Below are 26,373 nucleotides of genomic sequence, written 5' to 3'. Positions count from 1 at the left end.
CAGGAGCGAGTGTTGTCGGGGGCAGGGGGGACGAGCGTGTGGTGAAAAGTAAAAACTGTCATGCTCAGCTGAGTGCTCGCTCTGTTTGCAGGTGCTGTGCAAAGTTTGGTCGAAACAGACCCAATGCGTGCGCTGGTCGTTCTCGCTGAGGATATGACTGCCAGCTGTATTGTAATGCAGGAAAATGCAGGCGGAGCCCATGGTACCGACATCCCTGACAAAGATCATGACGATCTAACGTGGTCTTTTATCCGCGTGAGTAAAGTAAGACGAGGCTGGATCGGCCTCTCACTGTCATGTCGTCTGCGTGAAGAGATGGCGTGGCGTTGGAGGAAGTAAAATATGTCGATTATTTTTCTTAATGGTGCGTATGTTCGTGCCGAGGATGCGCGCATTTCTCCTTTTGATCGTGGCTTCACATTCGGGGAAGGTGTTTATGAAGTCTGTATTGCTGTAAAGGGAAATTTTGTGGATGCACCAGCGCACCTTGCGCGTCTGGATCGTTCTTTGGCAGCATGTGGAATTGCCGCACCGCCCGAAAGGGCGGAACTGCACAGCATCATGAAAAAGCTGTTGCAAAAAAATGATGTTCGTACGGGTCTGGTTTACCTTCAGGTAACATCGGGCGTCTCCCCTCGTAATTTCACGGCCTGTCCTGAAGGACGGTCTACGCTGATGATGCTTGCGCAGGCGTCGGATTTTGAACAAACCCCTGCGTTCAGGGACGGTATTCATGTCCAGTTGCAGGAAGACATCCGCTGGTTGCACCGGGATATTAAAACAACCATGCTGCTGCCCCAAGTGATGGCTAAGCGCAACGCACTGGCCAACGGTGTATCTGATACCCTGTTCTATGATGCACAGGGCATTACCGAGGGGGCATCGTCAAACGTGTTTCTGGTGGACGGGCATGGCACTCTTGTGACCCGGCCTTTGTCTAACCTGTTGCTGGCGGGATGCACGCGTGAGCGTATTCTGGAACTAGCACAAGGGGCGGGTTTTTTAATTGATGAACGTCCGCTTCAGCGGGCTGAACTTGCGACTGCCGCAGAATGTTTTGTGACCAGTGCTACTTATCTGGTCACGCCGGTTCTGAGTGTTGATGGTCGTGCGATTGCGGATGGCAAGGCAGGACCGGTTACACGCAGGCTTCAGCACTTGTATTGTGCTTACATTGCTGGTGAAGGTAGCGTCTGCGCAGATATGTAGAGTCTAGAAAACAGCGCATCTCGACGGAAAAGCGAGATGTGCATAAAATAATATGAGCATGTTGATGAAGAGGGCTCATATATGTCACGCGAGAATCTGAATGACTTGGTCTCGTTTCTGGCTGTGGCGCGGGAGAAGAGCTTTACTCGGGCGGCTGCAAAGCTTGGGGTCTCGCAGTCGGCCCTGAGCCATACGGTCCGGTTGCTGGAGGAGCGTCTTGGCCTGCGGTTGCTGACACGGACAACACGTAACGTGACCCCTACGAACGCGGGTGAATACCTTATCCGCAATCTTGGACCGCATTTTGACCAGATCGAAACCAAGATTGCCTCTCTGGGCGAGCTGCGCGATCAACCGAGCGGTATGATCCGTATTACGGCAACGGATGATATTATTGCCTATGTTCTGCGGCCAAAAATTGAACAATTCCTGAAAAAATACCCCGATGTCAAAATCGAGATTAATGCCGATCTCAAGCTTGTGGATATTGTAGCCGAGCGTTTTGATGCCGGGATCAGGCTGGGGGAACAGGTTACAAAAGAAATGACCTCGGTGCCGCTAACGCCAGACATCCGTTTTGTGGTTGTGGGGACAAAATCCTATTTCAGGAAGAACCCTAAACCCAAAGTGCCGCATGACCTGCTAAAACATCAATGCATTACAATGCGCCTGCCAACATATGGTGGGATTTATGCTTGGGAGTTTGAAAAAAACGGTCGGGATATTCGGGTGCGTGTTGATGGCCCCCTTATATTCAACAGCATTTTTCCCGTGCGGGATGCCTGTCTGGATGGATTGGGGCTTGCGCATATGCCTGAAATGGTTGCGGAAAAATACATTGCCGAAGGCCATCTGGTACAAGTGCTGGAAGACTGGTGCCCCTACTGGACAGGCTACCATCTGTGCTTCCCGCATCATCACCAGAACACCATGCCTTTTTCACTTTTTGTTGAAGAGATGCGGCATAAAGCCAGCACTTCTGGGCATTCATGAGCAAAATGGAAGACCATCAGTGATAATAGGGGGCTAATCAGACGCGCAGGGAATACCTAAGTAAAGCATCAGTCAGTTTGGCAGATAAAACAGGCGAACCAACACCATGAAAGCGGTTTATCCTATCGTATGTGCGGTTTTCATGTTCGTAACGGGGCAGGCCTTTGCCGCGCCCACGTTGGAACAGGCGGTTCATTCTGCCACGCGGGATGCGCGGTTTGTGGCGCGTGACCCTATCCGCCATCCTGTGGAGGAATTGCAGTTTTTTGGTCTGCGGCCAGATGCCAGCGTGATTGAAATCTGGCCCGGTGGTGGGTACTGGACGCAAATCCTTGGTCCGTATCTGCACGACAAGGGGCGCTACACTCTGGCGCTGGGGCCGGAAGATGGGGCCGGGTCAGCTTTCACTAAAATGCAGGCAGCACACCCCGAACTTAAGGGAACATTCAGAACAACGCAGTTTGATGGCGAACATCTTGATTTTGCCCCGCCCGAAAGTGCCGACTTTGTTCTGACATTCCGTAACCTGCACAACTGGATGGAAGCCGGGAATGTGGAGCAGATGCTTGCCGCCATTCACCGGGTGTTAAAACCCGGTGGAATTTTGGGGGTTGAAGACCACAGAGGCCATACGAATACCCCGCAGGACCCGCGCGCGGAGGATGGGTATGTCCGTCAGGCATATGCGATCTCGCTAATTGAAAAAGCCGGGTTCAGGCTGGTTGGCACGTCGGAAATCAACGCTAATCCGCGTGATACGGCCAACTGGCCCAAAGGGGTGTGGACATTGCCGCCCACCTTCGCTTTGGGGGACAAGGACCGCGCCAAATATGCTGCGATCGGCGAAGGCGATAATTTTGTCCTCAAGTTCGAGAAAATTGACCGTTAACACTACGGAGACTGATCATGACAAACACCATTGCCAACAAGATCATTGTTATCACCGGTGCCAGCAGTGGTCTGGGGGCGGAAGCTGCACGGCATCTGGCCGAGCAAGGGGCAACAGTTGTGCTGGGCGCGCGGCGTGAGGAGCGGATCAAGGCACTTGCCGCAGATATTACCGCCAAAGGTGGGAAAGCGCTGGCGATTGAGACAGATGTGACGGATCGTGCCTCCGTGCAGAATCTTGTTGATACGGCGGTTAAGACCTATGGCCGGGTTGATGTGCTGCTCAACAATGCAGGGGTTATGCCACTCTCTTCACTTGAAAAACTGCGTGTGGATGAATGGGACCTGATGATTGATGTGAATATCAAAGGTGTTCTGTACGGCATTGCCGCAGCCCTTCCGCACATGAAGGCACAGAAGAGCGGGCATATTATTAACGTCTCTTCTGTTGCAGGGCATCATGTGCTGGAAAGCAGTGCCGTTTATTCTGCCACAAAATTTGCCGTGCGTGCGCTTTCCGAAGGATTGCGGGCGGAAGTGAAGCCCTACAACATGCGTACAACGGTTATTTCGCCCGGGGCTGTTCAGTCGGAACTGCTTAATGGCGTTCATGATAAGGCAACTGCCGAACAGCTCCAGAGCTTTGTGCCGGGCATTGCCATTAGTGCCAGTTCGTTTGCCCGGTGTGTGGCGTTTGCGATCAGCCAGCCTGAAGATGTGGATATTAACGAAATTCTCTTCCGCCCTACCCAACAGCGGATCTGAAGTAGAACGGTTTATTCACCGCCCTGCATTGGAAAAAAGCCATGGAGCAGACTGCTTCATGGCTTTTTCTATGTTCAGAATTTTAAAGGTGCTGATAATAAAAGCAGTTTTATCTGTGCCCCTTGGTCAGTTCATCTGCCAGTGTCTGCTCATCATACACATGCCGCAGGGCGGCAATGATCGCGCTGGTGTCGGTTGAAACAGCGCGGTTGGAGGTGATGTCGTAATACAGATCACCTGCAAGGCTGGGTAGATTGCCATCAAAAATCAATCCAACGGCATGGCCTTCCCTGTTCAGCACTGGCGAGCCGGAGTTGCCGCCGACAATGTCGTTCGTGGAAACAAAATCCAGATGTGTGGAGAGGTTAAGTCTGCCTTTTGCATCCAGCCACCGTTGGGGCAGGTTGAACGGTGCGCTGCCAGTAGCGTGGCGGTACATGCCTGCAAAATCGGTAAAGGCGGGAATGGTCTTGCCGTTCTGTGTCCAACCTCGCACCGTGCCGTAGGATAAGCGGGGTGAGAATGTTGCATCCGGATACAATGCATCAAGCCGCCCTTCCGCTTTTGCCTGTGCAAAACGAGCGCGGGCAATTGCTCCTTCGGCTTTGTGCAGGGGAGCGGAAACCTCATCGCGCATGAGATCGCGCAGGGTGACCAGAGACGGGTGAAGGCGGCGTGCAAAGACGATCATCGGGTCGGATGATGCGTTGATGGCATCTTGCCCGCCTTTCCAGAGTGCAAGACGCACAGCAGGGTCAGCCAGCTTTGTTTCATGCACAAGTCGGGCGGCAAGAGCGTCCGGGCTCTCATGTCCCAGTGTCATCTGCACCAGCCGGTCATCCGCGCCCATAAGCTGGCGCAGTGTTGTCAGGCACAGGGCGAGAGATGTGGTTTCCAATTCGGGGTAAACGGGGGTTTTTGCACCCAGTGCGGCCTCAATCTCGCCAAGTTGTGCATCATGATACCCCGCATTGCGTTTGGCATCGGGTTTGCTGCGTTCGGCGGCACCGTTCACCAGTGTCATGGCCTCACCGGCTAGCCCGTCCAGTGCCATGCGCAGGGCAATATTCTGTGTGAATAACTTGCGCTGGGTGGCAATGGCTTTGTTGACCGTTGCAAATGGTGTTCCAAACTCCTGCCTGCGCGTGGGGTCGGCATCAATCCATGCCTGTAGTGCGGCATCTTCCTTTGCGCGGCGTTCTACAATGTCGCTTGTGCGCAGGGCAGATTGTGTGCCGGAATAGGATTTCAGGCTGTTTTGCACACTAAAGAGTTCATCCTCAGCCTGTTTTTCGTGCTCGGCACTTTCGCGCGCATATTGCCACAACATCCCTTCGCGCACGCTGAGCAGCGCGATGACTGTAGGGTTGATAACATCGCGCTGGAAGGTGAGTGCCGCTGCTGGCAAGCCACGTTCCGTCCGGCCCGGATTGCCGGATGTAAAGACAAGTTCGTGCTCGTTTGGGCCGTTGATGTCGAACTGAAGGTAAGGTGTGTGAACAGGTTTGCCGTTTTCGTAAACACGCAGCATGGAGAGATCAATATCGTAACGGGGATAACTGAAGTTATCCGGGTCGCCACCAAAAAAGGCAATGCCCTGTTCGGGCGCCATGACAATGCGCACATCCTGATAACGGCGATACCGGTAGAGGGCGGTTTGCCCACCATGGTAAAGTGATACCATATCGCACCGCCAATGTGCGGCATCGCCTTGCAGGCAGTCTTTTGTCAGGCGGCTTTCAATAGCCTGCATGGCGGCAGAGTAAGCGCTGGCATTCTTGCCTTTGGTTTCCGCCTCGACCTGAGTGGAAACATCCGAGATGGAATCCAGCCGGTCCAGCTCCATGCCCGGGCATTGCCGCTCTTCTGCGAGAGATTTGGTATAAAACCCATCCCGGAAGTAATCGTGCGCTTTGTCCGAGAGGGCTGCAAGGCAGGAATTGGCGCAATGGTGGTTTGTCATCACCAGCCCATCAGCGGATACGAACGAGGCGGAACATCCTTCCGCCAGCCGGGCAGAGGACTGGATGACATGCCTGATCCATTCCGGCGTTGGCGTAAAATGGTAGGCAGACCGCATGGCCGCAATCGGCAGGTGGTCAAAGGTCCACATGCCTTCTTCCGCCCGCCCGGTGTTAGGCCCCGCAAGTGCTGTGGAGGCAAGGGCCAGAAACGCTGTTCGGGAGAGGTGTTTGCCAAAAAAGCGTTTCATGGCGGGTGGGCCTCCATTTGTTATACTGTAACCTTTATGGTCCTTGTGTAGCAGCTTTGTTTTCCAAAGAAAATGCGTGTCTTCTTTGGCGGAAGAACCCGTAAATGGCCGGGGCCGCCACTGTTTTAAAAACCTGCTTCCCCCATAAAAAGAGCAATGGTTTTGCGGTAGATACGTAGGAGTGTGGATAAAGGGCGGCCTTGGATGCAGGCTACCCCCGTGCTCCGCTGCGAGAGGCCTCGGATATGGCCGTAACATGGCCTGGTACTGGCACCAGAAAAGGGGAGGCAGGGTAAAATGTTGCAGCCACCAATTTTGAAGCGGTCAAGAATTGGTTCTGATATGAGAACATTTTTTGATTGCAACGAATGAGCGTTTGTGGTGAGTATCAGTAATACGGTTTTTGCAATTCGTATTACTGGAGTCCTCCCCCATGCGCTTCTCATCGCTTTTTCGCAAAGGCCTGCTTGCCAGTGTTTGTGCCGCGGTCTCTCTTTCCTCGGCGTCTGCTGCGTCGTTGAAGATTGGCTATAGTGACTGGCCGGGCTGGGTTGCGTGGCAGGTTGCCATTGATAAAGGCTGGTTGAAGGAGGCGCAGGTTGATGCCGACTTCCAGTGGTTTGACTACAGTGCTTCGCTCGACGCGTTTGCCGCACATAAGCTGGATGCCGTTATGGCAACCAATGGGGATGCGCTGGTAACCGGGGCCAATGGCCACAAGGGGGAAATGATCCTTGTGACCGATTATTCCGATGGGAATGATATGGTCGTGGCGCAGCCCGGTATTAAGGACATGCAGGGCCTCAAGGGTAAATCCGTTGCGGTGGAAGAGGGGCTGGTGGACCACCTGCTTCTGCTCAAGGGGCTGGAAAAATCGGGCATGAGCGAAAAAGACGTCAAGCTCGTGAACACAAAAACCAACGAAACACCTCAGGTTCTGGCCTCGGGGCAGGTTGCGGCCATTGCAGCATGGCAGCCTAACTCCGGTCAGGCGTTGCATGCGGTGCCCGGAGCGCGGCCGGTGTTTACCTCGCATGAAGTGCCAGGCCTGATTTACGATACCATTGCGGTCGATCCGCAGTCCCTGCACGATAATCATGACCAGTGGCAGCGTCTGGTTGGGGTGTGGGACCGTGTTGTTACCTATATTCAGGACCCCAAAACACAGCCGGATGCCCTGCGCATTATGGCGGCACGTACGGGTGTGACCCCGGAGGCTTACAAGCGCTTCCTCAAGGGCACGCATCTGCTAAGCCTTGCTGACGGGAAAGGCGTTTTTGTAAAAAAGGAAGGGCTTGGCTCTTTGTACGGATCGACCGAAATTTCGGATGCTTTTAATGTTCAGCAGGGTGTTTACAAATCACCCCAGAACATTGACAGCTATATTGATCCGTCCTTTACGGCATCTGTTAAGTAACGGCAAAGGGCAGGAGCACATTATGCAGGGCTTCCTTGCCTCATGGAGGCTATACGGCCGGACAGACCGGATGTTGCGGAATATATTCGGTATTCTGGCGGTGCTCCTGCCTTTGCTCCTCTGGAGCGCGGTTAGTTATCTGCCTTTTGTCTGGCATCCTCAGGTTCTGATTACCGACCCCGGGGGGGAGGAGTATCTGGAAACGGGGATGCGGATGAACCGCGCGGATTTTGCCCGTGCGGTTACGGAAATGCAGGAGCAGCACCAGCCTGTTCCGCAGGGTATTCCAAGTAACCCCGTTTACCTGCCATCTCCGGGGGATGTGCTGAGCGCGTTTGTGCATGCTTTTACGTCTTCTGCCCCTGTTGGGGCTGAACATTCCATTACGCAGGCTTTTGCACACAGTATTCGTATTATCTTCTGGGGGTTTGTTATTTCTTCCATCATGGGGGTGCCTCTGGGCATTATGTGCGGCTCCATTCCGGCTGTTGCGCGGCTTGTTGAACCCTCGGTCGATTTTTTCCGCTACCTGCCGGCTCCGGCTTTTGGAGCGCTCGCAGTGGCCATTCTGGGTATTTATGATGCCCCCAAGATTGCCATTATTGTTATAGGGACCCTGTTCCAGCAAATACTTGTTATTGCCAATACCACGCGCAAACTCGATTTTTCTCTGGTGGAGGCATCCCGCACTTTGGGTGCAAAAGGTCTGCGGCTGCTTTTTCGGGTGGTTATTCCGGGTATTCTGCCCGACCTGTACAGGGACCAGCGTATTCTGCTTGGCTGGGCCTGGACTTACCTGATTGTGGCAGAACTGATTGGCACATCGTCGGGGATTACCTGGTTTATTACACAGCAGGCCCGCTACCAGCATTTTGACAATGTTTTTGCCGCCATGGCGCTGATCGGCATTGTCGGGCTGGGCACGGATATGGTCCTTGGCGTTGTTGGCCGCAAACTGTTTACGTGGAAAAGGGAGAATGGCTGATGGTTGACCATGTAGAGCATACGCTCCCTGATTATCGTATTCTGCCACCAGATGTGGCCGCACGTATGGAGCAGATCAAAAAGCGCGACTATGTTCTGGAAATTGACGGCGTTACCAAGGTTTTTACACAAAAGCGTAACCGGACCGTAGCTCTGGATTCCATAGAATTTGGTGTGCACCGGCGCGAACTGGTGTGTGTGGTTGGGCCTTCGGGGTGTGGCAAATCCACCCTGATCCGTATTCTCGCCGGACTGGAGGATGCCACTGAAGGGCGTATTCTCATGGACGGCAAGCCGGTCCGTGGTCCGGGGTCCGACCGGGGTATGGTCTTTCAGAAATACACGCTGTTCCCTTGGCTGGATGTTTGCCGCAACGTCATGTTCGGGATTGAGATGGGGGGCGTGGACCGGCTGGAAGCCCAGCGTCAGGCCATGCAGTGGCTCCAGATGATCGGGCTGGAACAGTTTGCGACCGCGTATCCGCACCAGCTTTCTGGTGGAATGCAGCAGCGTGTTGCCATTGCGCGTGCCCTTGCCGCATCCCCCCGTGTGCTGCTGATGGATGAATCCTTTAGCGCGCTGGATGCCCAGACACGCACAAAAATGCAGAACTACCTGATGGAGATCTGGCGCAAGATCGACATTACCATAGTCTTTATCACGCATGATCTGGACGAGGCCATTTATCTGGCTGACCGTATTCTGGTGCTTAAACCCCACCCCGGGCAGGTGGAGGAAGTGATTGAAGTACCGCTCTCCCGCCCCCGTCGTGCGGAACAGATGACATCGGCCGAGTTTCTGGCAACAAAGGCGCATCTGGAGGGGCTTATCCGCTCCTTTGGCACATCGGATGACATGGAGGAGGAGGAGGTAACAATTGATCTGCCGCTTCTCACCCTTGTAACAGACCAGGTCGAGTAGGGAATACAAGCATGAGTAGCAAGGAACAGATCAGCCGCGTCAGTATTTCCCTGTCGCCAGGCCTTCTGCATGAGCTTGATGCCATGGTGGCGGAAAAAGGTTATGCCAGCCGCTCCCAGGCGATCCAGAACATTCTGCATCAGGAGCTTATGGCGTGCCGGCAGGAAAACGGCGATGAGCTGATGGCCGGCGTGATTATTCTTTTTTACAATAATGCCGCCACAAACCTGCAACAGAAACTTGCAGAGCTGCAATATGAAAACCTTGCAGAGGTTATCAGTTCACTGCACGTCAACCTCATTCGCAGGCAGACACTGGAAGTGCTGCTTGTTCAGGGTAAGGTTAAAAAACTGCAGGATATAGCAGACCAGTTTATCACCCAGCCCGGTGTTATTTCCGGACGCCTGCACCTGATTGCCTCCCTGATCCCCCCCGTTCATGAAAAAGGGCGGGAACTTACACTTGATATGGAAGCGTCCTGAACGCGCATTGCCATTCTTGCCTGAATACAGGAGATTTTCATGCAAATAGACCAGCAAACCCCAGATTGGTACCGGGCCCGCTACAACCAGCTCCGGGATCAGGCGCTCCAGTCCGAAAATACGGTACGCCCCGCTGCAACCCCGATTGAAATGACCGAAGCCAGTGTTCTGCACCGCGAAACCATACCAGGCGGGTGGTACTGGAGCACATTTGTGCCGCGTGGGCAGGCACTACGCCTGATCAACACATCCGGCAACAATGGTGTGTCGGTTATGTTGTGGAATGCGGATGACCTGAGCGAACGCTACAATGCGGGCGATACCATGAAGCTGCAATGGACCACCTGCCTGACCACAGGGCGTGTTCTGTTCTCTGATATGGGGCGCGTGCTGGCATCCGTTATTGGCGATAGCTGCGGATTTAGCGATACGCTGGTTGGCGGGAGCACACCGCAGAGCAACCAGCGCAATTTTGGGTCTGCCGGTTTGCGCAATACCCGCAACAATCTGCGCCTGACTGCGGGAAAATACGGCATGGCGCAGCATGATGTTGCCTCCTGTATTACGTTTTTCTCCCATATCAGCACGCAGGCCGATGGTAGCTTCAAATGGGTGGAGGGCGATGTGCACCCCGGCGCGCATGTGGACCTGCGGGCAGAAATGAACCTGCTTGTTGCCGTCTCCAACTGTCCGCACCCTCTGGCGCCGGATGCCAGTTTTGCACCGGCTCCTGTCGAGGCCGTGCGCTGGCAGGCTCCGGCCCCGGCGGCGGATGATCTGTGCCGGACGTTCAGCGAAGAAGCACGGCGCGGGTTTGATAACACAGATATTCTCTTTGCCTGATCAGGGAGCCAGATTTATGTCAGAACATGATCTCAGCAAGATTTTTTCCAATATTGTTCTTGATCAGCATGTGGCCGCGCGCACTCCGTGGTCGGGTCTGGTGCGCAAAGGGCAGGTTATCCGGATTATTGACCTGAAAAGCCAGCAGGCTGTGGATGCTCTTTTTTACAATGCCCATGCCTACCATGAGCGCTACAGTGCGCAGGATACGCTGCTCAATCAGGGTTCGGCCTATATTGGCAAGGGAACCGGGCTGTATTCCAACGAAGGCAATGTGCTCATGACCGTGGTGGATGACACCTGCGGACGCCACGACACGCTGGCCGGGGCCTGTAGCTGTGAATCCAATACGGTGCGTTTTGGGCATGAAACCAAGTACATGCATTCGTGCCGAGAAAACTTCCTGCTGGAAGTTGAAAAATACGGCATGAGCAAGCGCGACATTGTCAATAACGTCAATTTTTTCATGAATGTGCCAGTTCTGCAGAATGGTGAACTGGTGATTGATGATGGCCTGTCCGACCCCGGCGGGTATGTGGACCTGCGCGCGGAAATGGACACGCTTGTGGTTATTTCCAACTGTCCGCAGGTCAACAACCCCTGCAACGGTTTTGTGCCGACCCCCATCCGCGTCGTTATCGGCGACCCTGTTTCCATCTGACCGTTCGGACTGCCTGCCATGTTCACAAAGGTTCTTATTGCCAACCGCGGAGAAATCGTACGCCGTGTCGGCCGGACACTCAAACGGATGGGAATTGCCTCCGTTGCTGTGTGCTCCGAGGCAGACCGGTTTACGCCACCGGTGCTGGAGGCCGATGAATCCATTCTGATCGGGCCTGCCGCGGTAAGCGACAGCTACCTGAACATGGATGCCATTTTGCAGGCATGCGCCACCACAGGTGCGCAGGCAGTCCACCCCGGTTACGGCTTTTTGAGCGAGCGGGCCGAATTTGCGGAAAAACTGGCAGCCCAGGGCATACGCTTTATGGGGCCACGGCCCGAGCATATGCGGGCTTTTGGCCTTAAACACACCGCGCGTGATCTGGCTAAACAGAACAATGTGCCGCTCCTGCCGGGCACGGATATTCTGAACAGTGTGGAAGAGGCACTGGAGGCCGCCGCTGGCATTGGGTACCCGGTCATGCTCAAAAGCACGGCGGGTGGTGGCGGCATTGGTATGCAGATCTGCCATAACGAGGCCGAACTGCGCGACTGCTTTGCTGCTGTTTCGCGCATGGGGGGGAATAATTTTGGCGATGCGCGGGTGTTTTTGGAAAAATTCATTGCCTGCGCGCGGCACGTGGAAGTGCAGATTTTTGGCGATGGCCGCGGGAACATTCTCACACTAGGTGAGCGCGATTGCTCCCTCCAGCGCCGCAACCAGAAAGTGATAGAGGAAACCCCAGCCCCGGGCCTGTCCGAAGCAACGCGCGTGGGCCTGCGGAACGCAGCACGGGCCTTGTGTGCGGCCGTTGCGTATGAGTCCGCTGGCACGGTGGAGTTTATTTACGATACGGAAAGTGGTGAGTTCTATTTCCTTGAGGTCAACACAAGGCTTCAGGTTGAACACTGCGTTACGGAAGAAATTTTCGGGATTGATCTGGTCGAGTGGATGATCAGGCAGGCCGATGGCACTCTGGTTCTGCCAGCGCAGGAAAGTCTGGTGCCCAAAGGGGCCGCCGTAGAAGCGCGGATTTATGCCGAGAACGCAGCAGAGAACTTTCGCCCTTCCACCGGGCGGCTGACCGAGGTCAGCTTTGCACCGGGTGTGCGCGTGGATGGCTGGATAGAAACCGGGACCGAGGTCACCCCGTACTATGACCCGATGCTGGCCAAAATTATTGCCCGAGGTGCCACGCGGGAGGAGGCTTTTGCCAACCTGCATGCAGCACTGACCACAACCCGGATCAGCGGTCTGGAAAGTAATCTGGATTATCTGCGCGCAGTTACGGCGGATGATGCCGTGCGTGCAGGGGCTGTTTTTACAGGGCTGCTCAACAGTTTTGCCTATACACCCGCTACGGTGGAAGTGATTGCACCGGGCCTTCAGTCCACGGTGCAGGACTGGCCGGGCCGCGTGGGGTACTGGGATGTGGGGGTTCCCCCCAGTGGCCCGATGGACGACCGGAACTTCCGTTTGGCCAACCAGATTGTGGGGAATGCGCAGGGTGTGCCTGCACTGGAGTTTACGGCTACTGGCCCGGTGCTGCGGTTTAACACGGACGCTGTTATCGGCCTGTCTGGCGCATTCATGCCTGCTACGCTGGATGGCGTGGAGGTGCCTTACTGGGAGCCGGTTACGGTGCAGGCGGGGCAGGTTCTGGCGCTGGGGCAGATCAAGGGGGCAGGGCATCGCACATATCTTGCCGTGCGTGGGGGGATTGATGCCCCACTTTACCTTGGGTCCAGTGCCACGTTCATGCTGGGCCAGTTTGGTGGACATGCAACCGGGCAGCTCCGCACGGGGGATGTGCTGCGTCTGGCCAAACCTGCGACCAATGCGGCGGCCCCAATGGCCATTGCCCCACAGGACCGGCCTGAGCTGACCCGTACATGGACCCTCGGGGTCATGTACGGCCCGCATGGTGCGCCTGATTTCTTCCTGGATGAAGATATTGAAACCCTGTTTTCCAGTGAATACGAAGTACACTTCAACAGCGCACGCACCGGTGTACGCCTGATCGGCCCCAAACCACGCTGGGCCAGAACAGATGGGGGGGAAGCCGGGCTGCATCCTTCCAACATTCACGATAACGCATATGCTATTGGGGCCATCGACTTTACCGGGGATATGCCCATCCTGCTTGGGCCGGATGGGCCAAGTCTGGGCGGTTTTGTGTGCCCCGCAGTGCTGACCAGTGATGAACTGTGGAAAATGGGGCAACTGCATCCGGGGGACAAGGTGCGTTTCCAGCGCATACAGCCCAAGCCGGTCAGTGTATCCTTCCTGCCTGAACCTATTGCGGGGGATAGCCCCATCCTGTTCCGTTCGGAAGGGGAAATCCCGGTTGTGTACCGCCGTGCGGGGGATTGTTACCTTCTGCTCGAATTTGGCCCGCCGGAACTGGATATTGCCCTGCGCCTGCGTGTGCAGCTTGTGCTGGAGCGGCTCAGGGCCGCTGCCGTAGAAGGGATTGTGGACCTTACTCCGGGTATTCGTTCGCTTCAGGTCCATTACAATCCGCAGGTGCTCCCCCTACCGGTCTTGCTGGAACGGCTGCATGGTATTGAACAGGCCCTGCCCTCGGGCGAGGATGATATTGTTGTGCCCAGCCGCATCGTGTACCTCCCCGTTTCGTGGGATGACGAGCAGGCCCGGCTGGCCATGCAGCGGTATCAGGAACTGGTGCGCCCCAATGCGCCGTGGTGCCCGTCCAATATCGAGTTTATCCGCCGGATTAATGGTCTTGCTTCCATAGACGCGGTCAAGGAGATCATTTTCAATGCGTCCTACCTCGTTATGGGGTTGGGGGACGTGTATCTGGGGGCGCCCGTGGCCACCCCCATTGACCCGCGGCACAGGCTGGTCACCACCAAATACAACCCCGCACGCACATGGACCCCGGATAATGTTGTGGGTATTGGCGGCAGTTACATGTGCATTTACGGTATGGAAGGGCCGGGGGGCTACCAGCTTTTTGGCCGTACGACCCAAGTCTGGAATACATGGCGCACAACAGATGTGTTCCATGAAAATACACCGTGGCTCCTGCGGTTTTTTGACCAGATACGCTTCTACCCCGTCTCGCATGATGAGTTGATGGAGGCACGGGCTGCTTTCCCCTACGGTCGTTTTTCCGTCAGGATTGAGGAAACACAGTTCAGCCTGTCGGAATACCGGGCTTTTCTGGAGGCCAACAAGTCCGAAATCGCTCAGGCCTGCGCCCGCCAGCAGGCCGCCTTTGAGGCGGAACGTCAGGACTGGATTGCAAAAGGCCTTGATACGTTTGAGGAAGAAGCAAACACCACACAGGCCGATGAATCCATTCTGCCCGAAGGGTATATGGGCGTGGACAGCCCTGTGCCGGGCAGTGTGTGGCAGCTCAAGGTTGCTGTGGGGGATCACGTAAAGGCAGGTGATGCCGTTGCGATTATTGAATCCATGAAAACGGAAATGAAGATCATCTCCCCCGCAACCGGTGTGGTGAAGGACATTCTGTGCCGCAAAGGCCGCGAGGTGCGTGGAGGTGAGCGGATTATGGTGGTCTGCACGGACTAACCCCCACCCACACACGCCAGAACCTGTAGGCGAGGACAAACATTATGACATTTCCTGATATGTTGCAGATTGACTACCTCCTGACTGCCTGCCGGAACGGGGCACTCACCCCGACAGATATTGTCAGGGAGGTTCTGGCGCGTGTGCATGCCTATGCTTCCGTGGATGCGGCGGTGTGGATCAACCTTGTGTCTGCCGAGCGCCTGCTGGCCAGAGCGGCAGAGCTGGAAAAACGACCGGTCGCGGACCTGCCGCTTTATGGCGTGCCCTTTGCGGTTAAAGACAATATTGATGTCGCTGGCCTGCCAACAACCGCAGCCTGCCCGGCCTTTGCCTATGATGCCACGGAAAGTGCCGAAGTTGTCCGCCGGCTGGAAGCCGCAGGGGCTATTGTGATTGGCAAGACTAACCTAGACCAGTTTGCAACAGGGCTGGTTGGCATGCGCTCCCCCTATGGGCAGCCGCATTGCGTGTTCAGTGCGAAGCATGTGTCCGGTGGTTCAAGTTCCGGCTCTGCCGTGGCGGTTGCTGCGGGGCTGGTGTCATTCGCATTGGGGACCGACACAGCGGGCTCAGGGCGTGTGCCTGCGGCGTTTAACAACATTGTAGGGCTTAAACCCTCCCGCGGGGTGCTCAGCACGACAGGTCTTGTGCCTGCGTGTGAATCTCTGGACTGTATTTCCGTCTTTGCTGCTTCAGCAGCAGATGCGTGGCGGGTTGAGCAGCTTGCCATGGCGCCGGATGCCCATGCGCCGTACTCACGCGCCATGGTGCCACGCAGGTTGGCGGCGGATACGTTCCGCTTTGGTGTTCTGCGGCAGAAAGATCGTTTTTTTGATGGCTGCACCGCCAATGCAGCACTCTATGACCGTGCCATCCGCCAGCTTGTGGAACTGGGGGGGACTGCGGTCGAACTGGATTTTGCACCGTTAAAGGAAACAGCCGAGCTGCTCTATAGTGGTCCGTTTGTTGTGGAGCGCCTGACCGCCATTGCGGACTTCTATCACGCACATCGTGCGGATATGGACCCAACCGTTGGCGCCATCATGGACGGTGCTACCCGCTATTCCGCAACCGATGTGTTTAAAGGGATTTACCGCCAGCACCTGCTTAAACAGGTGGCGGACCGGATGTGGGCGGATTTTGATGTCATGCTGCTCCCCACCGCTCCGCGGCTTGTCAGCCGGGAGGAGGTTATTGCGCAACCGGTTGCTGCCAACAGCATGCTTGGCACCTACACCAACTTTGTTAATCTGCTGGATATGGCCGCCTGTGCCGTGCCAGCCGGGTTTGGGCCGGATGGCCTGCCATTCGGGGTAACCTTTATTGGCCCGGCTTTTAGCGACCATGACCTTGCAGCCCTTGCCGGGCACTTCCATGCGGCGGTGCATAATACCAGCGGGGTGTTCCGCAATGCGGTGCTGCCACAGGTGGACAATGCTCCTGTGCCAGCACCGGGTAATGTGCTGCTGGCTGTTGTTGGCGCGCATCTCAAAGGTTTTCCGCTCCATTGGCAACTGGAGAAGGAACACGCCATTCTGCGTGCCACAACCCGTACGGCACCTGACTACCGCCTTTTTGCACTGCCGGATGCTTCTCCCCCCAAGCCCGGCCTGGTGCGGGAAAAAGGCTTTGTTGGTCCCGGTCTGGAAGTTGAGGTTTACGAGCTGGACGTGGCAGGTTTTGGCCGCTTTGTTGCCGGCCTGCCGCAACCTATGGCTATTGGTAAAATATCGCTGGCAGATGGGAGCGAGGTCTGTGGTTTTTTGTGCAGCGAGGCTGTCGCACGGAGCGGTAAGGAGATTACCGCCAGTGGCGGGTGGCGTTACGCAAAGCTCTAACCGCTATTTTTTAGTAAACTGTTTTAAAAATTAAAGGATTTTGCGGCATGCATGGTTTTGCATGCTGCAAATGCCGTTGCTTGCAAAGTTGGTCCCTATGAGTTGATTGGGCAGCAAGGCAAGGGCATGGTGTTGTGTGTGCCTGAACGTGCCTGAAACCATTGGCTGGAAAATTCGTTTTATAATCAGTCAAGTCAACGCAGGGGTATCACATGCCGCTTCTTCATTTCCATGTCATCAAAGGGCGGAAGCCTGAAGCCATTCGTGCATTGCTGGATACGGCGCATGAGGCCATGCTGGAAGCATTCAAGGTGCCCGCGCGCGACCGTTATCAGATTGTCACCGAGCATGAGCGGGATCATATGGTCATTGAAGATACCGGGCTGGGTATCCCCCGGACTGATCAGGTCGTGCTGTTGCAGATTACCTCGCGCCCACGCTCCAAGGAGCAGATAACAGCTTTTTACAAGCTGCTGGCCGAACGGCTGCATGAACGCTGTGGTCTGGCTCCATCGGACCTTGTGGTGTCCATTGTGCAGAATGCAGATGAGCACTGGAGCTTTGGGCTGGGTCGCGCCCAGTTTGTAACGGGCGAGCTGTAAGCCCAAGCCCTGCTGGCGCGTACTCACCTATGGGGGCACGCCAGTTTATACCATCATTGCGGGGATTACCCCCGGCCTGTGCAGGTCCTAGGGGTTGTCCCACCCGGAGCGGAATGTCGGGCTGATGGCAAATTGCGGTTCAATCCTGTCCATGTGCCGGTGTGCGTCAAAACAGCCAAGTGCAAATTCCACTGTGCCGTCACATTGCCGGGCATGCTGGCCCGCTACGGCGTTTAGCCAGTAAATGGCTCCCTTGCGGCGCTCCCCATGCTGGCCGCCCAGCCAGCGGTTCCACTGCCTGCGCGCAGTCTGCCCTGCCTTATAGGAGGCGGCATTGCGGTCCATTTGGGGGGAGGGGGCTGATTGCGCCATAATAATATTGTCAGGCGGAGGTGGGGAACCCGCCAGAATACGCAGGCCGAGTGTAACGGTAATGACCGCAACCAGGCTGACCAGGCAGCTGCGGATTATACGTGTTTCCCGCTGTTGTGGGGTGGGGGGCACGCTAATGGCGGCCAGCGCCTTGTTGGCTTTTTTCTCACAGCGTGCGCAACAGTAAGGGGCATGGGCAGTGTTGAGCATCTCCCGCTCGCACCATGCACAATGTATGTTCATCCATGTCCCCGGCAATGCGTGCCGCTTGTATAATGGAAGCTGCTTCCGCGCGCCTGATATAGATCAGGGGCTAACTGGTTGGCTAGCCCCTTTGCCTACTCATTTACCGTGTTTGGCGGTGTGTGGGCGTTTGCCCCTGCATTTAATCGCGCAGGCGGGCCAGAACTTTCTGGCGCAGGGTCTGCTGGCGTTCGAGTTCCTCCTCACGCAGCCTGCGCTTGCGTGCACGCTCCTGTGCCATGTTCATGCCCAGATGGGTTTCCCCCCTCTCGGCCGCCAGCCGGGTCTGGCGTTCACGCTCGGCATGGCGGGCGCGGTTGTGAGCACTTTGCGTGCCATGGCAATGCGGGCAGCTCACGCCTGCCTCATACTGGGCAGAGGCTTTGTCCTGAGGGGAGAGGGGGGCGCGGCAGGCGTGGCATAGTTCCAGATTACCGGGTTTCAGGCCGTGTCCTACGGTCACGCGCTGGTCGAACACAAAGCATTCGCCACGCCACAGGCTTTCTTCCTGCGGAATGGTTTCCAGATATTTGAGAATACCACCTTCAAGGTGATAAACGTCCTCCAGCCCTTCCGCCTTGGCAAATGCGGTGGATTTTTCGCAGCGAATACCCCCTGTGCAGAACATGGCAACGCGGGGTTTGCGGCCCTGTGCTTCCAGCTGCTCGCGCTTCTGGCGGAACCATTCGGGGAATTCCCGGAACGTCTTTATTTTGGGGTCCACCGCACCTTCGAATGTACCAACGGCCACTTCGTAATCATTGCGGGTGTCGATCAGAATGGTGTCCGGGTGCTGGAGCAGGGCGTTCCAGTCCTTGGGGGCAACATAGGTACCAACAATGTGGTTGGGGTCGGTCCCTTCTATTCCCATGGTGACAATTTCTTTTTTCAGGCGGACCTTCATGCGCAGGAAGGGCATGGATGGCGCGCGGGAGAACTTGACCACAATATCCGCACAGCCGGGCAACTGGCGAATATGGGCCAGAACGGCCTCTATGCCTGCATCGCTGCCCGCTATGGTGCCGTTAATGCCTTCCCCCGCCAGTAGCAGAATACCTTTTACGCCGTTTGTCTCGCACGCCTGCAACAGTGGGCCGCGCAGGCCCGCCGGGTCTTTAAACCCTGTAAAGCGATAAAGAGCCGCCACGCAGATGGGCAGATCAGCGGGGGTGTTGGTAACAGGCGGGACAGAACTGGCGGTCACGGTATGTTCCTTGCAGGCATGTAAGGCGGTCCGGCCCTGCCAGTACATTCTGCTGGTGGAATGCAGCAGATCGCCTGACAGGCAGGCTCCTGCTTTAGCTGCCCACTTCCCTACCCGACAAGTGTTTTTAACCGGGCCTGTTTTGCCCACCAACAAGGGGCGGGCAGATGCCCAAATCTATCTTTTTTGTAGTACTGAACCAATAAAGAGGAATATGCCGTTATCAGGCATGATTCAATATATAACGGATGCGGAATGATGTTGACAGCGTCCAAACCCTGTCCTTATTCTGGAAATGTAACGAGTAGTTTATTCCATTCATCTCTAACCGTTTTTCATAACGGGAATAGATGTTTTTGTTAAGGAAAGGCAGCAGCATCGCGCGGTTTGCACTCTTTGTTCTGTTCCATTCCGGGGGAGCGGAAGGTGCGGATTCTGGCTTTTGTTCACCTCTGGCATGCCTGGATACGCATGGCCCATGAAGGATGTGTGCTTATGAAAAAGACTTCTATAAGTTCGGCTTTTTTGTTTTGTGGCACTCGCCTCTGTTCGCGCAGGGGGGTCCTCTCATTGCCGGTGGTCCAGCAGGCCGGGGGTATGGCCGCGCAGGGTGCCGCCCCGGTACACCGCGCCGGGGAGTGGGTAAAGGCGCATACCCTGCTCTTTGCTGGTTCATAAGTAAAAAAGAGAGGTAGATCATGCTTGTGGCTGGTTATGATAAAGAAGAACTGACATGACAAATGAGCTTGAACAGCAAAAGAAGAAAGCTCAGCGGTATGATCTGGAGGTCGGTACTGCTGTTGTAGCTGGCGCTTTTATTGTTGTTCTTTTCCTGCACATTCTTGGCATATGGGGGCTGGTCTCTGGAATGGGGAAGGGCGATAGCGCTCCACCACCACCCAAGCCGCCCATTCAGACGCGCGTTCTGCCGCCGCCACCCCCTCCGCCGCCTCCGCCGCCGCCTCCACCACCCCCGCCGGTCATGACGGTGCCTCCGCCGCCGTTCATTCCGCCGCCAAAGATCGAGGTGCCGCCGCCCCCCAAGCCCCCCATGAAGCACGTGGCCCGCACACCGCCCAAGCAGCCTGTGGCTCCGCCAACCCAGACTGCAAAGGCCCCACCCGCGGACACACCGCCCAATGATTCGCCCGATACAACGGCCGGAACATCGCCGCTGAACAATGTGCGCCCCGTCTATCCGCCAGAAATGGAGGAAGACAACATTGAAGGCCGCGTAACCGTGGTGTGCGATGTGGAAACAACAGGCATGACCAGCAACTGCCGTGTGCAGGCGGTAACCGGTGGTCAGGCATTTGCGCAGGCCGCGCTGGATTACGTGCACAAGGCCCGCTACCGGCCTGCAAGCCGCAATGGTGTGCCCGTGCGGGAAGTGAACAAGACATATGTCATCCGCTTCCGGCTGGATGACTGACACAGACTAACGGTTCGGCCTTGTGCCGGACCCCTGGATAACACAGCAACACGGACCCGCCCGGTCCGCTCCGGCAGGGGAACAGGACCGGGCCTTTGGATGAGGATCTTGAGTAAAATGAGCAGACTGCCCCGTTCTTTTGTGTCAGGTCTTGCCGCTCCGGCTCTTGCGCTGCTGATGAGCACTGCAGCCCCCATTGCCGCCTTTGCGCAGGATGCCGCCGCCCCCGCACCGGCAGCCCCGGCGGCTACCGCTCCTGCGGCCCCGGCTACTCCGGCTCCGGCAGATGGCGCTGCAGCTCCTGCCCCCGGCCCGGCCACACCCGCCGCCCCGGATGCCGCAACAACCCCCACACCCACCGATGGCACAACAGCCCCGACCCCGGCCGCCGCTGCAGCAGCAGAAGCTCCTGCGCCGGACGCCAAGGATGACGCCAACCCCTACGGCCTGTCCGCCCTGTGGTCGAACGGCGATATTATCGCCCGTGGCGTGCTGCTGATCATGCTCGTCATGTCGCTTGGCACATGGTTCATCATGATCACCAAGTTCATCGAACAGGGGCGTCTGTTTGCTGCTGGCAAGGATGCCACCAAAAACTTCTGGACCAAGCACAGCATTCAGGAAGGGGCTTCCGCACTCTCCACCTCCTCCCCGTTCCGCTATATTGCCGATACCGGCATTACGGCAGCCGAACACCATGAAGGCACGATGCAGGAAGCCATTGACCTGCATAGCTGGACCTCCATGTCCATCCAGCGTGCGGTCAACAACATCCAGAACAGCCTGCAGAAGGGGCTGGCCTTCCTGGGCACCGTGGGGTCCACATCCCCCTTCATCGGGCTGTTCGGCACGGTCTGGGGTATCTACCACGCGCTGACCGCCATTGGCATTGCCGGTCAGGCATCCATCGACAAGGTTGCCGGTCCTGTGGGTGAATCCCTGATCATGACCGCCATTGGTCTGGCAACGGCTGTGCCTGCGGTGCTGGGTTACAACCTGCTGGTGCGCCGCAACAAGGGTGCCATGGACCAGGTGCGCGACTTTGCCGATGACCTGCAGTCCATCCTGATCGGTGGCGTGCGCCACGGTGCAGCCGCGGAGAGCGTGCGGGTCAACGCCGATAATTCCCCGACCACGGTCACAACCTCCAACCGGGTGGGCTGAACCATGGGAATGCAGGTTGGCAACGGAGGAGGGGACGACGAAGTCGTCTCCGCCATCAACACGACCCCTCTGGTGGATGTGATGCTGGTTCTGCTGATCATCTTCCTGATCACCATTCCGGTGGCCACCCATACGGTCAAGGTCAACCTGCCGCGCGACATGAACCAGCCCACCCAGACCAAGATGAGCAACGTGGTGCTGGCGGTTACGGCGGATGGCAAGGCCTTCTGGGATGAAACCCCGCTGAAGGACCAGGCTGACCTGCTGGAGCATCTGGAAAAGGTGGCGGTGGTCAAACCGCAACCGCAGATCCAGATCCGTGGGGACATGAAGGCGCGGTATGAGACGGTCGGCAGGATGGTGGCGGCATGCCAGCAGGCTGGCATCTATCATATCGACTTCATTACCGAGAAGCCGAAGACCAACTGACAACGGCGGGCTGCGGCCCCCGTCCCCCGCGCGGCACGCGTGGGGGCAGGAGTGAAGAGAGTAACTGATCATGGGCATGAATGTCGGGTCGGATAGCACAACGGAAGACGAAGGCATTGTAGACATCAACACCACGCCATTGATTGACGTGATGCTGGTTCTGCTGATCATGCTGATCATCACCATCCCGTTGCAGACCCAATCTGTTGCGATTGATCTGCCGCAGGGCAACCCGCCGCCTTCGACGGAGGAGGTTCCGGTTGTGACCCTTGTGGTGGATTTTGATAATACGATTACCTGGAACGGGCAGCCGGTTAACAGCGAGGACGAACTGCAGGCCCACCTGCGCGAGATTGCCTCCGCCCAGCCCAAGCCCGAGTTCCACATCCAGCCCAACCGGCTGGCTGATTACAAGACTGTCGTCCATGTCATGGCCGACGCCCAGAGGCTCGGGGTCACCCAGATGGGCATCGTCGGGCAGGAACAGTTCGTCGATCAGTAAGGGAGCATAAAACTCCAGATAAAAGCGGGCGTGCCATAAGGCAGGCCCGTTTTTTTTATGTCTGGTGCAGGTGATCGTTCACCAGAAATCATAAAAATAACATCCGGACAAAAATGTTTGTCGCGTATGATGCAGCCAAGGGAACTCAGGCATCTGTTGGGCGTATGGCACGAACAGGGCTGCATTGCGTAAAGGGAGCAAAACATTATGCGCCGGATGGGGGGAGTGCTGGTGGCGGCTACGTTGCTGTTGGGGCATGCAGGGTACGCACAGGCCCACCAGCGCACTGTTCATTTTCGCACACAGGGGGAAGAGGCCACTGTTGCCGGCACGGTCGAGGGGGAAGAGGTCGTGCAGTACAAGGTGCCTGCAAAAGTCGGGCAGTTCCTGCTGGTTGGGGGGCATGCGAAAAGCGCGCGTGTCAGCTTTTGGGTGCGCGACCCCGGTGGGGCGGAAGTTTACAACAGCAAGGTCCAGAATGCCGCGTATATTGGCAGGCCCGAGCAGGATGGAACGTATGTTGTAGGAGTGTTCCTGCGCAAGGCCGATGCTGCGCGCGGGCAGGCTGCGTTTTTTCGGCTGCGGTTTTCACGCAGGCTTCTGCCAGAAGGGTAAAAGCCGGGTGGGGTGATGTGCGTGGGGGCGCAGGCACATACCTGTCTGGTGCAGGGCAACCGTGCTGCCCGTTGTGATATGGCGGACAAGGTGGTTGGAGTATGTTACAGCGCACGCGGCAATGCCCGCTGCTTATGCGCGCGGCGTAACTGAAGAAGAGACTCCATGAGAAAGCCCGAAACAATAGCCAAGTCCCTTATCACGCGGTTTAATGTGGCTGTGGCCGTTAAAATGACCATGCTGTTTGGCAGTATCTGGTGCGTTTATGCCTTTTTTGTCTTTTCTCTGGTTCCGGTTATTGTGCCGCAATGGCAGAACACGCTGCTTTATATAAGCAACTGCATACAGTTGGTGGCATTGCCCGCCCTTATGGTGGGGAGTGCGGTGCTCAGCCAGGGGGCAGACCAGCGGGCATCGGAAGACCATGCGGCCTTGCTGGAAATCTTGTCTGATGTGCGTGAAGAACTTGCAGACCTGAAGGATAAAACCGCCGGGATCGCGCGGGATACAACCGAAGCCCTGCAACGCCCTGCAGTTACCGATGTCTCCATTTCCGACCAGACCATTGTGCTGGGGGATAAATCGGACGGGGATGAAAACTAAAACCATTTCGTGCGCTATACACCTGCATGCGTGGCTATGAGCATGATGGGGAGGTGTGCGCTGGATAAAGGTTACAAAGGGGGCCAGACCTTGCGGGTGGTATGGGCCTGCTATGGGGTATCTGCCGTGTTTGTGGGGGCTGCGGGGTCTTCTGCCATGGCGGCGGAAACCGTGCAGGCTGAAACAGTGCAGGCAGGCAAGGCGCAGGTTGTTACGGTGCATGCCAGTCTTGCGCACCTGCCCGCAGGCGGGGGGCTGATCCGCCCCCAGTCCGAGCCTCAGGCCCAGAGCGTGGTGAATGCCGAATATATTGCCCGTCAGGCTCCCGCTGCCACAGCGTTTGACCTTGTGGCCCAGTTGCCGGGGGCTATGGTAAGTGGGTCAGACCCGTTCGGCTTTTCCCCCCAGAGCAATATTTCTGTCAGGGGGATGAACGGGGATGCCATAGGCTATGTGCTTGAAGGCATGCCCCTGAATGACATTGCCTATTACACAGGCTACCCGAGCCAGTTTGCCGATAACGAGAATTACGAAACCATAAGCCTGCAACAAGGTGCGCCAGACCTGACCAGCCCGGTGCTGAATGCGGCTGGCGGGTTGATGACGCTGCGGTTCAAAACCCCGGCGGACAAAGCCGGAGGGGTGTTTGATACGTCTTATGGTTCGTACAATACCAATCGCCAGTTCCTGCGCCTTGAAAGTGGTGAAATAGGCCATACCGGCCTGCGGGGGTTTGTCTCCTACTCCCACGGGGCAACAGATAACTGGCGCGGCCCGGGGCGGGATGAGCGCCAGCATGTGGACTTCAAGCTGCTTAAAACATGGGGGCGGCAGAGTAGTGTTGCCCTGCTTGGGTCCTGGAATCAGGCGATAGACAGCTATTACCCACAGGTTACAAAAGACGCTTGGCTGACCGATGGCATACATGGGGGCAATAATCTTGCCGCTCATTATAATGCGGACAATGCAGTAGGGGGGACGGATTACTGGCGTCTGGCCCGCCAGCCCGAGCGTACTCTTTACATGGCCGCCCCCGTTAACCTTGGTCTGGGCAATGGGCTGGAACTAAAGGTAACACCCTATGCGCAGGGGGCCTACGGTAATGCGCCGGGGGGCATGCAACTGCCGAGCACAGGCCTGTTTAATGGCACGGACGCCGTGCAGCTTGCCCCTGCTCTGGCAAACAGCCCCGATGGGTCCATACCCGTGCGGGCGGATTATACGCAGCGGAGTTACCGCTCCGGCTTTACCACAACACTGGACTGGAAACGTGGCCCCAATGACCTGACCATAGGCTACTGGTACGATTACGGGGACGATGCGCAAAAGCAGACCTTTGCCATACTGGATGCCTCGGGGGCGGCCGGGTCCATATGGGGGGGCAATCCCTTGCGCACGGCCGGGGGGCAGGCGTTGTGGGGGGCTAACAACCATACCATTGCCCAGACCAATGCCCTTTTTATAGGTGACCGGCTAAGCCTGCTCCATGACCGGCTGTTGCTGAGTGCGGGTTTTAAGGAAGTCATGTTCTCCCGCACCGGCACAAATGCCATGCCGGGTAGCCGCTATAATATTGGCACAAACACGGCCGTACCCTTGCCCCGCCTTGGTGCCAGATTCCAGATAACGCCGCATCATCAGGTCTTTTTTAACGCCACCACCAACTTTCGTACCCCGGCGGAAACAGCGTTGTATGATGTCTATGACCCTACAAGTGGTGCGCTGGAGCAAAAAGGCACTGGCAATCTGAAGAATGAATACTCCATTGCAGAGGAACTGGGTTACCGTTACGCGGATGATCTGCTTGTGGGGAGCTTGACCCTGTTCAATTACAACTTCACCAACAGGCAGGTTTCCACTCTTGTCATGCTTAATGGTGCGCCAGTGCAATCCACCATTAACGCGGGCGGGCAAACCACACGGGGCGTGGATGTGGAGGTGGGGCTAAGGCCGTGGCACCATATAAGCCCTTATTTTTCTGGTGAGTATCTGCATTCCACAATTGATAATGACCTGTCTTCGGGCTCGGAGGTTCTGCCAACACGGGGCAAACGTTCGGTGCGCTCCCCCACCTTGCAGGCCGCAGCCGGGCTGACATACGACGACGGGCATTTTTTTGGAGTGATGACGGTCAAATATACCGGGCACCAGTATGCAACCTTTATGAATGACGAGCGCATGCCTTCCCATGTTACGGGCAATCTGGCGCTTGGTTACCGTATGAAGGATGTATCCGTGCTGCATGCGCCGCAGCTGCGCATGAACTTCATCAACATCACCAACCAGCATTATCTGTCTGGTATTGCCGACCCAACCCTTGCCGCGCACGATACGGTGGGGCGGCGGGGGAGTGTGGTGTCTGGCCAGTCGCCTGACTATTACATTGGGGGAGGTTTTGCTGCCCTGTTTACCGCATCCACCGGTTTTTAAGGC

General features: G+C 56.5%; 23 protein-coding genes. 20 read left to right on the top strand and 3 right to left on the bottom strand.

What is annotated here, in order from left to right:
* The first annotated feature begins 342 nt into the window (after positions 1-342).
* The 4 genes from LKE65_RS13390 to LKE65_RS13375 all read left to right on the top strand — a co-directional run bounded on the left by LKE65_RS13390 (position 343) and on the right by LKE65_RS13375 (position 3,855).
* The gene (locus LKE65_RS13390) at positions 343-1,209 is read left to right on the top strand and encodes an aminotransferase class IV (protein WP_278741682.1); all 867 of its coding nucleotides are present in this window, start codon (positions 343-345) and stop codon (positions 1,207-1,209) included.
* 81 nt (positions 1,210-1,290) lie between these two features.
* Complete coding sequence (locus LKE65_RS13385) at positions 1,291-2,202, top strand: LysR family transcriptional regulator (RefSeq protein WP_095350248.1); 912 nt, start codon at positions 1,291-1,293, stop codon at positions 2,200-2,202.
* Between the two features lie 106 nt (positions 2,203-2,308).
* Positions 2,309-3,091 carry a class I SAM-dependent methyltransferase gene (locus LKE65_RS13380; protein WP_278741680.1) on the top strand — a complete coding sequence of 261 codons (783 nt, stop codon included), beginning with the start codon at positions 2,309-2,311 and terminating at the stop codon, positions 3,089-3,091.
* Positions 3,092-3,108: 17 nt separating this feature from the next.
* The gene (locus tag LKE65_RS13375; RefSeq protein ID WP_278741678.1) at positions 3,109-3,855 is read left to right on the top strand and encodes an SDR family oxidoreductase; all 747 of its coding nucleotides are present in this window, start codon (positions 3,109-3,111) and stop codon (positions 3,853-3,855) included.
* 109 nt (positions 3,856-3,964) lie between these two features.
* On the opposite strand, the gene LKE65_RS13370 is transcribed toward LKE65_RS13375, so the two are convergent.
* Positions 3,965-6,067, bottom strand: a complete 2,103-nt coding sequence (locus LKE65_RS13370; protein ID WP_278741677.1) for a S46 family peptidase — start codon at positions 6,065-6,067, stop codon at positions 3,965-3,967.
* Between the two features lie 433 nt (positions 6,068-6,500).
* Here LKE65_RS13370 and LKE65_RS13365 point away from each other — a divergent pair, with 433 nt between their 5' ends.
* From LKE65_RS13365 to LKE65_RS13325, 9 genes are all read left to right on the top strand, one after another.
* On the top strand, positions 6,501-7,484 hold the full coding sequence (locus LKE65_RS13365; protein ID WP_095350252.1) for an ABC transporter substrate-binding protein: 984 nt from the start codon (positions 6,501-6,503) through the stop codon (positions 7,482-7,484).
* Positions 7,485-7,506: 22 nt separating this feature from the next.
* Positions 7,507-8,469, top strand: coding sequence for an ABC transporter permease (locus LKE65_RS13360; protein ID WP_086647344.1), 963 nt, complete (start codon positions 7,507-7,509; stop codon positions 8,467-8,469).
* On the top strand, positions 8,469-9,389 hold the full coding sequence (locus LKE65_RS13355) for an ABC transporter ATP-binding protein (RefSeq protein WP_253531005.1): 921 nt from the start codon (positions 8,469-8,471) through the stop codon (positions 9,387-9,389). Before LKE65_RS13360 ends, LKE65_RS13355 begins: the two co-directional genes overlap by 1 nt.
* 11 nt (positions 9,390-9,400) lie before the next feature.
* The gene (gene nikR, locus LKE65_RS13350; RefSeq protein WP_278741672.1) at positions 9,401-9,871 is read left to right on the top strand and encodes a nickel-responsive transcriptional regulator NikR; all 471 of its coding nucleotides are present in this window, start codon (positions 9,401-9,403) and stop codon (positions 9,869-9,871) included.
* A gap of 39 nt (positions 9,872-9,910) precedes the next feature.
* Entirely contained in the window at positions 9,911-10,714 is an 804-nt protein-coding gene (locus LKE65_RS13345) for an urea amidolyase associated protein UAAP1 (protein ID WP_278741671.1), read from the top strand.
* Positions 10,715-10,730: 16 nt separating this feature from the next.
* The gene (locus tag LKE65_RS13340; RefSeq protein WP_086647348.1) at positions 10,731-11,375 is read left to right on the top strand and encodes an urea amidolyase associated protein UAAP2; all 645 of its coding nucleotides are present in this window, start codon (positions 10,731-10,733) and stop codon (positions 11,373-11,375) included.
* Positions 11,376-11,393: 18 nt separating this feature from the next.
* Entirely contained in the window at positions 11,394-14,933 is a 3,540-nt protein-coding gene (locus LKE65_RS13335; RefSeq protein WP_278741670.1) for a 5-oxoprolinase/urea amidolyase family protein, read from the top strand.
* 44 nt (positions 14,934-14,977) lie between these two features.
* Positions 14,978-16,774, top strand: a complete 1,797-nt coding sequence (gene atzF / locus LKE65_RS13330) for an allophanate hydrolase (RefSeq protein ID WP_278741669.1) — start codon at positions 14,978-14,980, stop codon at positions 16,772-16,774.
* A gap of 212 nt (positions 16,775-16,986) precedes the next feature.
* A complete protein-coding gene (locus tag LKE65_RS13325; RefSeq protein WP_095350258.1) occupies positions 16,987-17,376 on the top strand; it encodes a tautomerase family protein in 390 nt (129 codons plus the stop codon).
* 87 nt (positions 17,377-17,463) lie between these two features.
* Here the strand turns inward: LKE65_RS13325 and LKE65_RS13320 are convergent, their stop codons facing one another.
* Positions 17,464-17,991 (bottom strand): hypothetical protein, encoded by a 528-nt coding sequence (locus LKE65_RS13320; RefSeq protein ID WP_143221934.1) that lies wholly within the window; start codon positions 17,989-17,991, stop codon positions 17,464-17,466.
* Between the two features lie 142 nt (positions 17,992-18,133).
* Positions 18,134-19,195 (bottom strand): oxygen-dependent tRNA uridine(34) hydroxylase TrhO, encoded by a 1,062-nt coding sequence (gene trhO / locus LKE65_RS13315; RefSeq protein WP_278741667.1) that lies wholly within the window; start codon positions 19,193-19,195, stop codon positions 18,134-18,136.
* 733 nt (positions 19,196-19,928) lie between these two features.
* Here trhO and LKE65_RS13310 point away from each other — a divergent pair.
* From LKE65_RS13310 to LKE65_RS13280, 7 genes are all read left to right on the top strand, one after another.
* Complete coding sequence (locus LKE65_RS13310; RefSeq protein WP_278741665.1) at positions 19,929-20,627, top strand: energy transducer TonB; 699 nt, start codon at positions 19,929-19,931, stop codon at positions 20,625-20,627.
* A gap of 117 nt (positions 20,628-20,744) precedes the next feature.
* Complete coding sequence (locus tag LKE65_RS13305) at positions 20,745-21,791, top strand: MotA/TolQ/ExbB proton channel family protein (protein ID WP_278741664.1); 1,047 nt, start codon at positions 20,745-20,747, stop codon at positions 21,789-21,791.
* Positions 21,792-21,794: 3 nt separating this feature from the next.
* Positions 21,795-22,220 carry an ExbD/TolR family protein gene (locus LKE65_RS13300; RefSeq protein ID WP_086646980.1) on the top strand — a complete coding sequence of 142 codons (426 nt, stop codon included), beginning with the start codon at positions 21,795-21,797 and terminating at the stop codon, positions 22,218-22,220.
* Positions 22,221-22,290: 70 nt separating this feature from the next.
* Positions 22,291-22,722, top strand: a complete 432-nt coding sequence (locus LKE65_RS13295; RefSeq protein WP_086646979.1) for an ExbD/TolR family protein — start codon at positions 22,291-22,293, stop codon at positions 22,720-22,722.
* Positions 22,723-22,929: 207 nt separating this feature from the next.
* Complete coding sequence (locus LKE65_RS13290; RefSeq protein ID WP_095349137.1) at positions 22,930-23,337, top strand: hypothetical protein; 408 nt, start codon at positions 22,930-22,932, stop codon at positions 23,335-23,337.
* Between the two features lie 165 nt (positions 23,338-23,502).
* Positions 23,503-23,940, top strand: a complete 438-nt coding sequence (locus LKE65_RS13285; RefSeq protein ID WP_086647300.1) for a hypothetical protein — start codon at positions 23,503-23,505, stop codon at positions 23,938-23,940.
* Positions 23,941-24,096: 156 nt separating this feature from the next.
* Positions 24,097-26,370: a TonB-dependent receptor gene (locus LKE65_RS13280; RefSeq protein WP_278741902.1), complete on the top strand. Its 2,274-nt coding sequence runs from the start codon at positions 24,097-24,099 to the stop codon at positions 26,368-26,370.
* Positions 26,371-26,373: the final 3 nt, after the last annotated feature.

Origin of the sequence: Acetobacter fabarum (assembly GCF_022483405.1) — a bacterium.
Classification (GTDB): Bacteria; Pseudomonadota; Alphaproteobacteria; order Acetobacterales; family Acetobacteraceae; genus Acetobacter; species Acetobacter fabarum.
Note: the sequence above shows the minus strand (reverse complement) of the source record. Positions and strands in the feature narration are given on the sequence as shown.

Excerpts from the sequence above, each read along its gene's own strand:
- LKE65_RS13380 (WP_278741680.1), top strand. The coding sequence starts at position 2,309 with ATGAAAGCGGTTTATCCTATCGTATGTGCGGTTTTCATGTTCGTAACG.
- LKE65_RS13305 (WP_278741664.1), top strand. The coding sequence starts at position 20,745 with ATGAGCAGACTGCCCCGTTCTTTTGTGTCAGGTCTTGCCGCTCCGGCT.
- atzF (WP_278741669.1), top strand. The coding sequence starts at position 14,978 with ATGACATTTCCTGATATGTTGCAGATTGACTACCTCCTGACTGCCTGC.
- LKE65_RS13340 (WP_086647348.1), top strand. The coding sequence starts at position 10,731 with ATGTCAGAACATGATCTCAGCAAGATTTTTTCCAATATTGTTCTTGAT.
- LKE65_RS13310 (WP_278741665.1), top strand. The coding sequence starts at position 19,929 with ATGACAAATGAGCTTGAACAGCAAAAGAAGAAAGCTCAGCGGTATGAT.
- LKE65_RS13295 (WP_086646979.1), top strand. The coding sequence starts at position 22,291 with ATGGGCATGAATGTCGGGTCGGATAGCACAACGGAAGACGAAGGCATT.
- nikR (WP_278741672.1), top strand. The coding sequence starts at position 9,401 with ATGAGTAGCAAGGAACAGATCAGCCGCGTCAGTATTTCCCTGTCGCCA.
- LKE65_RS13360 (WP_086647344.1), top strand. The coding sequence starts at position 7,507 with ATGCAGGGCTTCCTTGCCTCATGGAGGCTATACGGCCGGACAGACCGG.
- LKE65_RS13285 (WP_086647300.1), top strand. The coding sequence starts at position 23,503 with ATGAGAAAGCCCGAAACAATAGCCAAGTCCCTTATCACGCGGTTTAAT.
- LKE65_RS13300 (WP_086646980.1), top strand. The coding sequence starts at position 21,795 with ATGGGAATGCAGGTTGGCAACGGAGGAGGGGACGACGAAGTCGTCTCC.
- LKE65_RS13375 (WP_278741678.1), top strand. The coding sequence starts at position 3,109 with ATGACAAACACCATTGCCAACAAGATCATTGTTATCACCGGTGCCAGC.
- LKE65_RS13355 (WP_253531005.1), top strand. The coding sequence starts at position 8,469 with ATGGTTGACCATGTAGAGCATACGCTCCCTGATTATCGTATTCTGCCA.
- LKE65_RS13290 (WP_095349137.1), top strand. The coding sequence starts at position 22,930 with ATGCGCCGGATGGGGGGAGTGCTGGTGGCGGCTACGTTGCTGTTGGGG.
- LKE65_RS13365 (WP_095350252.1), top strand. The coding sequence starts at position 6,501 with ATGCGCTTCTCATCGCTTTTTCGCAAAGGCCTGCTTGCCAGTGTTTGT.
- LKE65_RS13335 (WP_278741670.1), top strand. The coding sequence starts at position 11,394 with ATGTTCACAAAGGTTCTTATTGCCAACCGCGGAGAAATCGTACGCCGT.
- LKE65_RS13385 (WP_095350248.1), top strand. The coding sequence starts at position 1,291 with ATGTCACGCGAGAATCTGAATGACTTGGTCTCGTTTCTGGCTGTGGCG.
- LKE65_RS13345 (WP_278741671.1), top strand. The coding sequence starts at position 9,911 with ATGCAAATAGACCAGCAAACCCCAGATTGGTACCGGGCCCGCTACAAC.
- LKE65_RS13280 (WP_278741902.1), top strand. The coding sequence starts at position 24,097 with ATGGCGGCGGAAACCGTGCAGGCTGAAACAGTGCAGGCAGGCAAGGCG.
- LKE65_RS13390 (WP_278741682.1), top strand. The coding sequence starts at position 343 with ATGTCGATTATTTTTCTTAATGGTGCGTATGTTCGTGCCGAGGATGCG.
- LKE65_RS13370 (WP_278741677.1), bottom strand. The coding sequence starts at position 6,067 with ATGAAACGCTTTTTTGGCAAACACCTCTCCCGAACAGCGTTTCTGGCC.
- LKE65_RS13320 (WP_143221934.1), bottom strand. The coding sequence starts at position 17,991 with ATGAACATACATTGTGCATGGTGCGAGCGGGAGATGCTCAACACTGCC.
- LKE65_RS13325 (WP_095350258.1), top strand. The coding sequence starts at position 16,987 with ATGCCGCTTCTTCATTTCCATGTCATCAAAGGGCGGAAGCCTGAAGCC.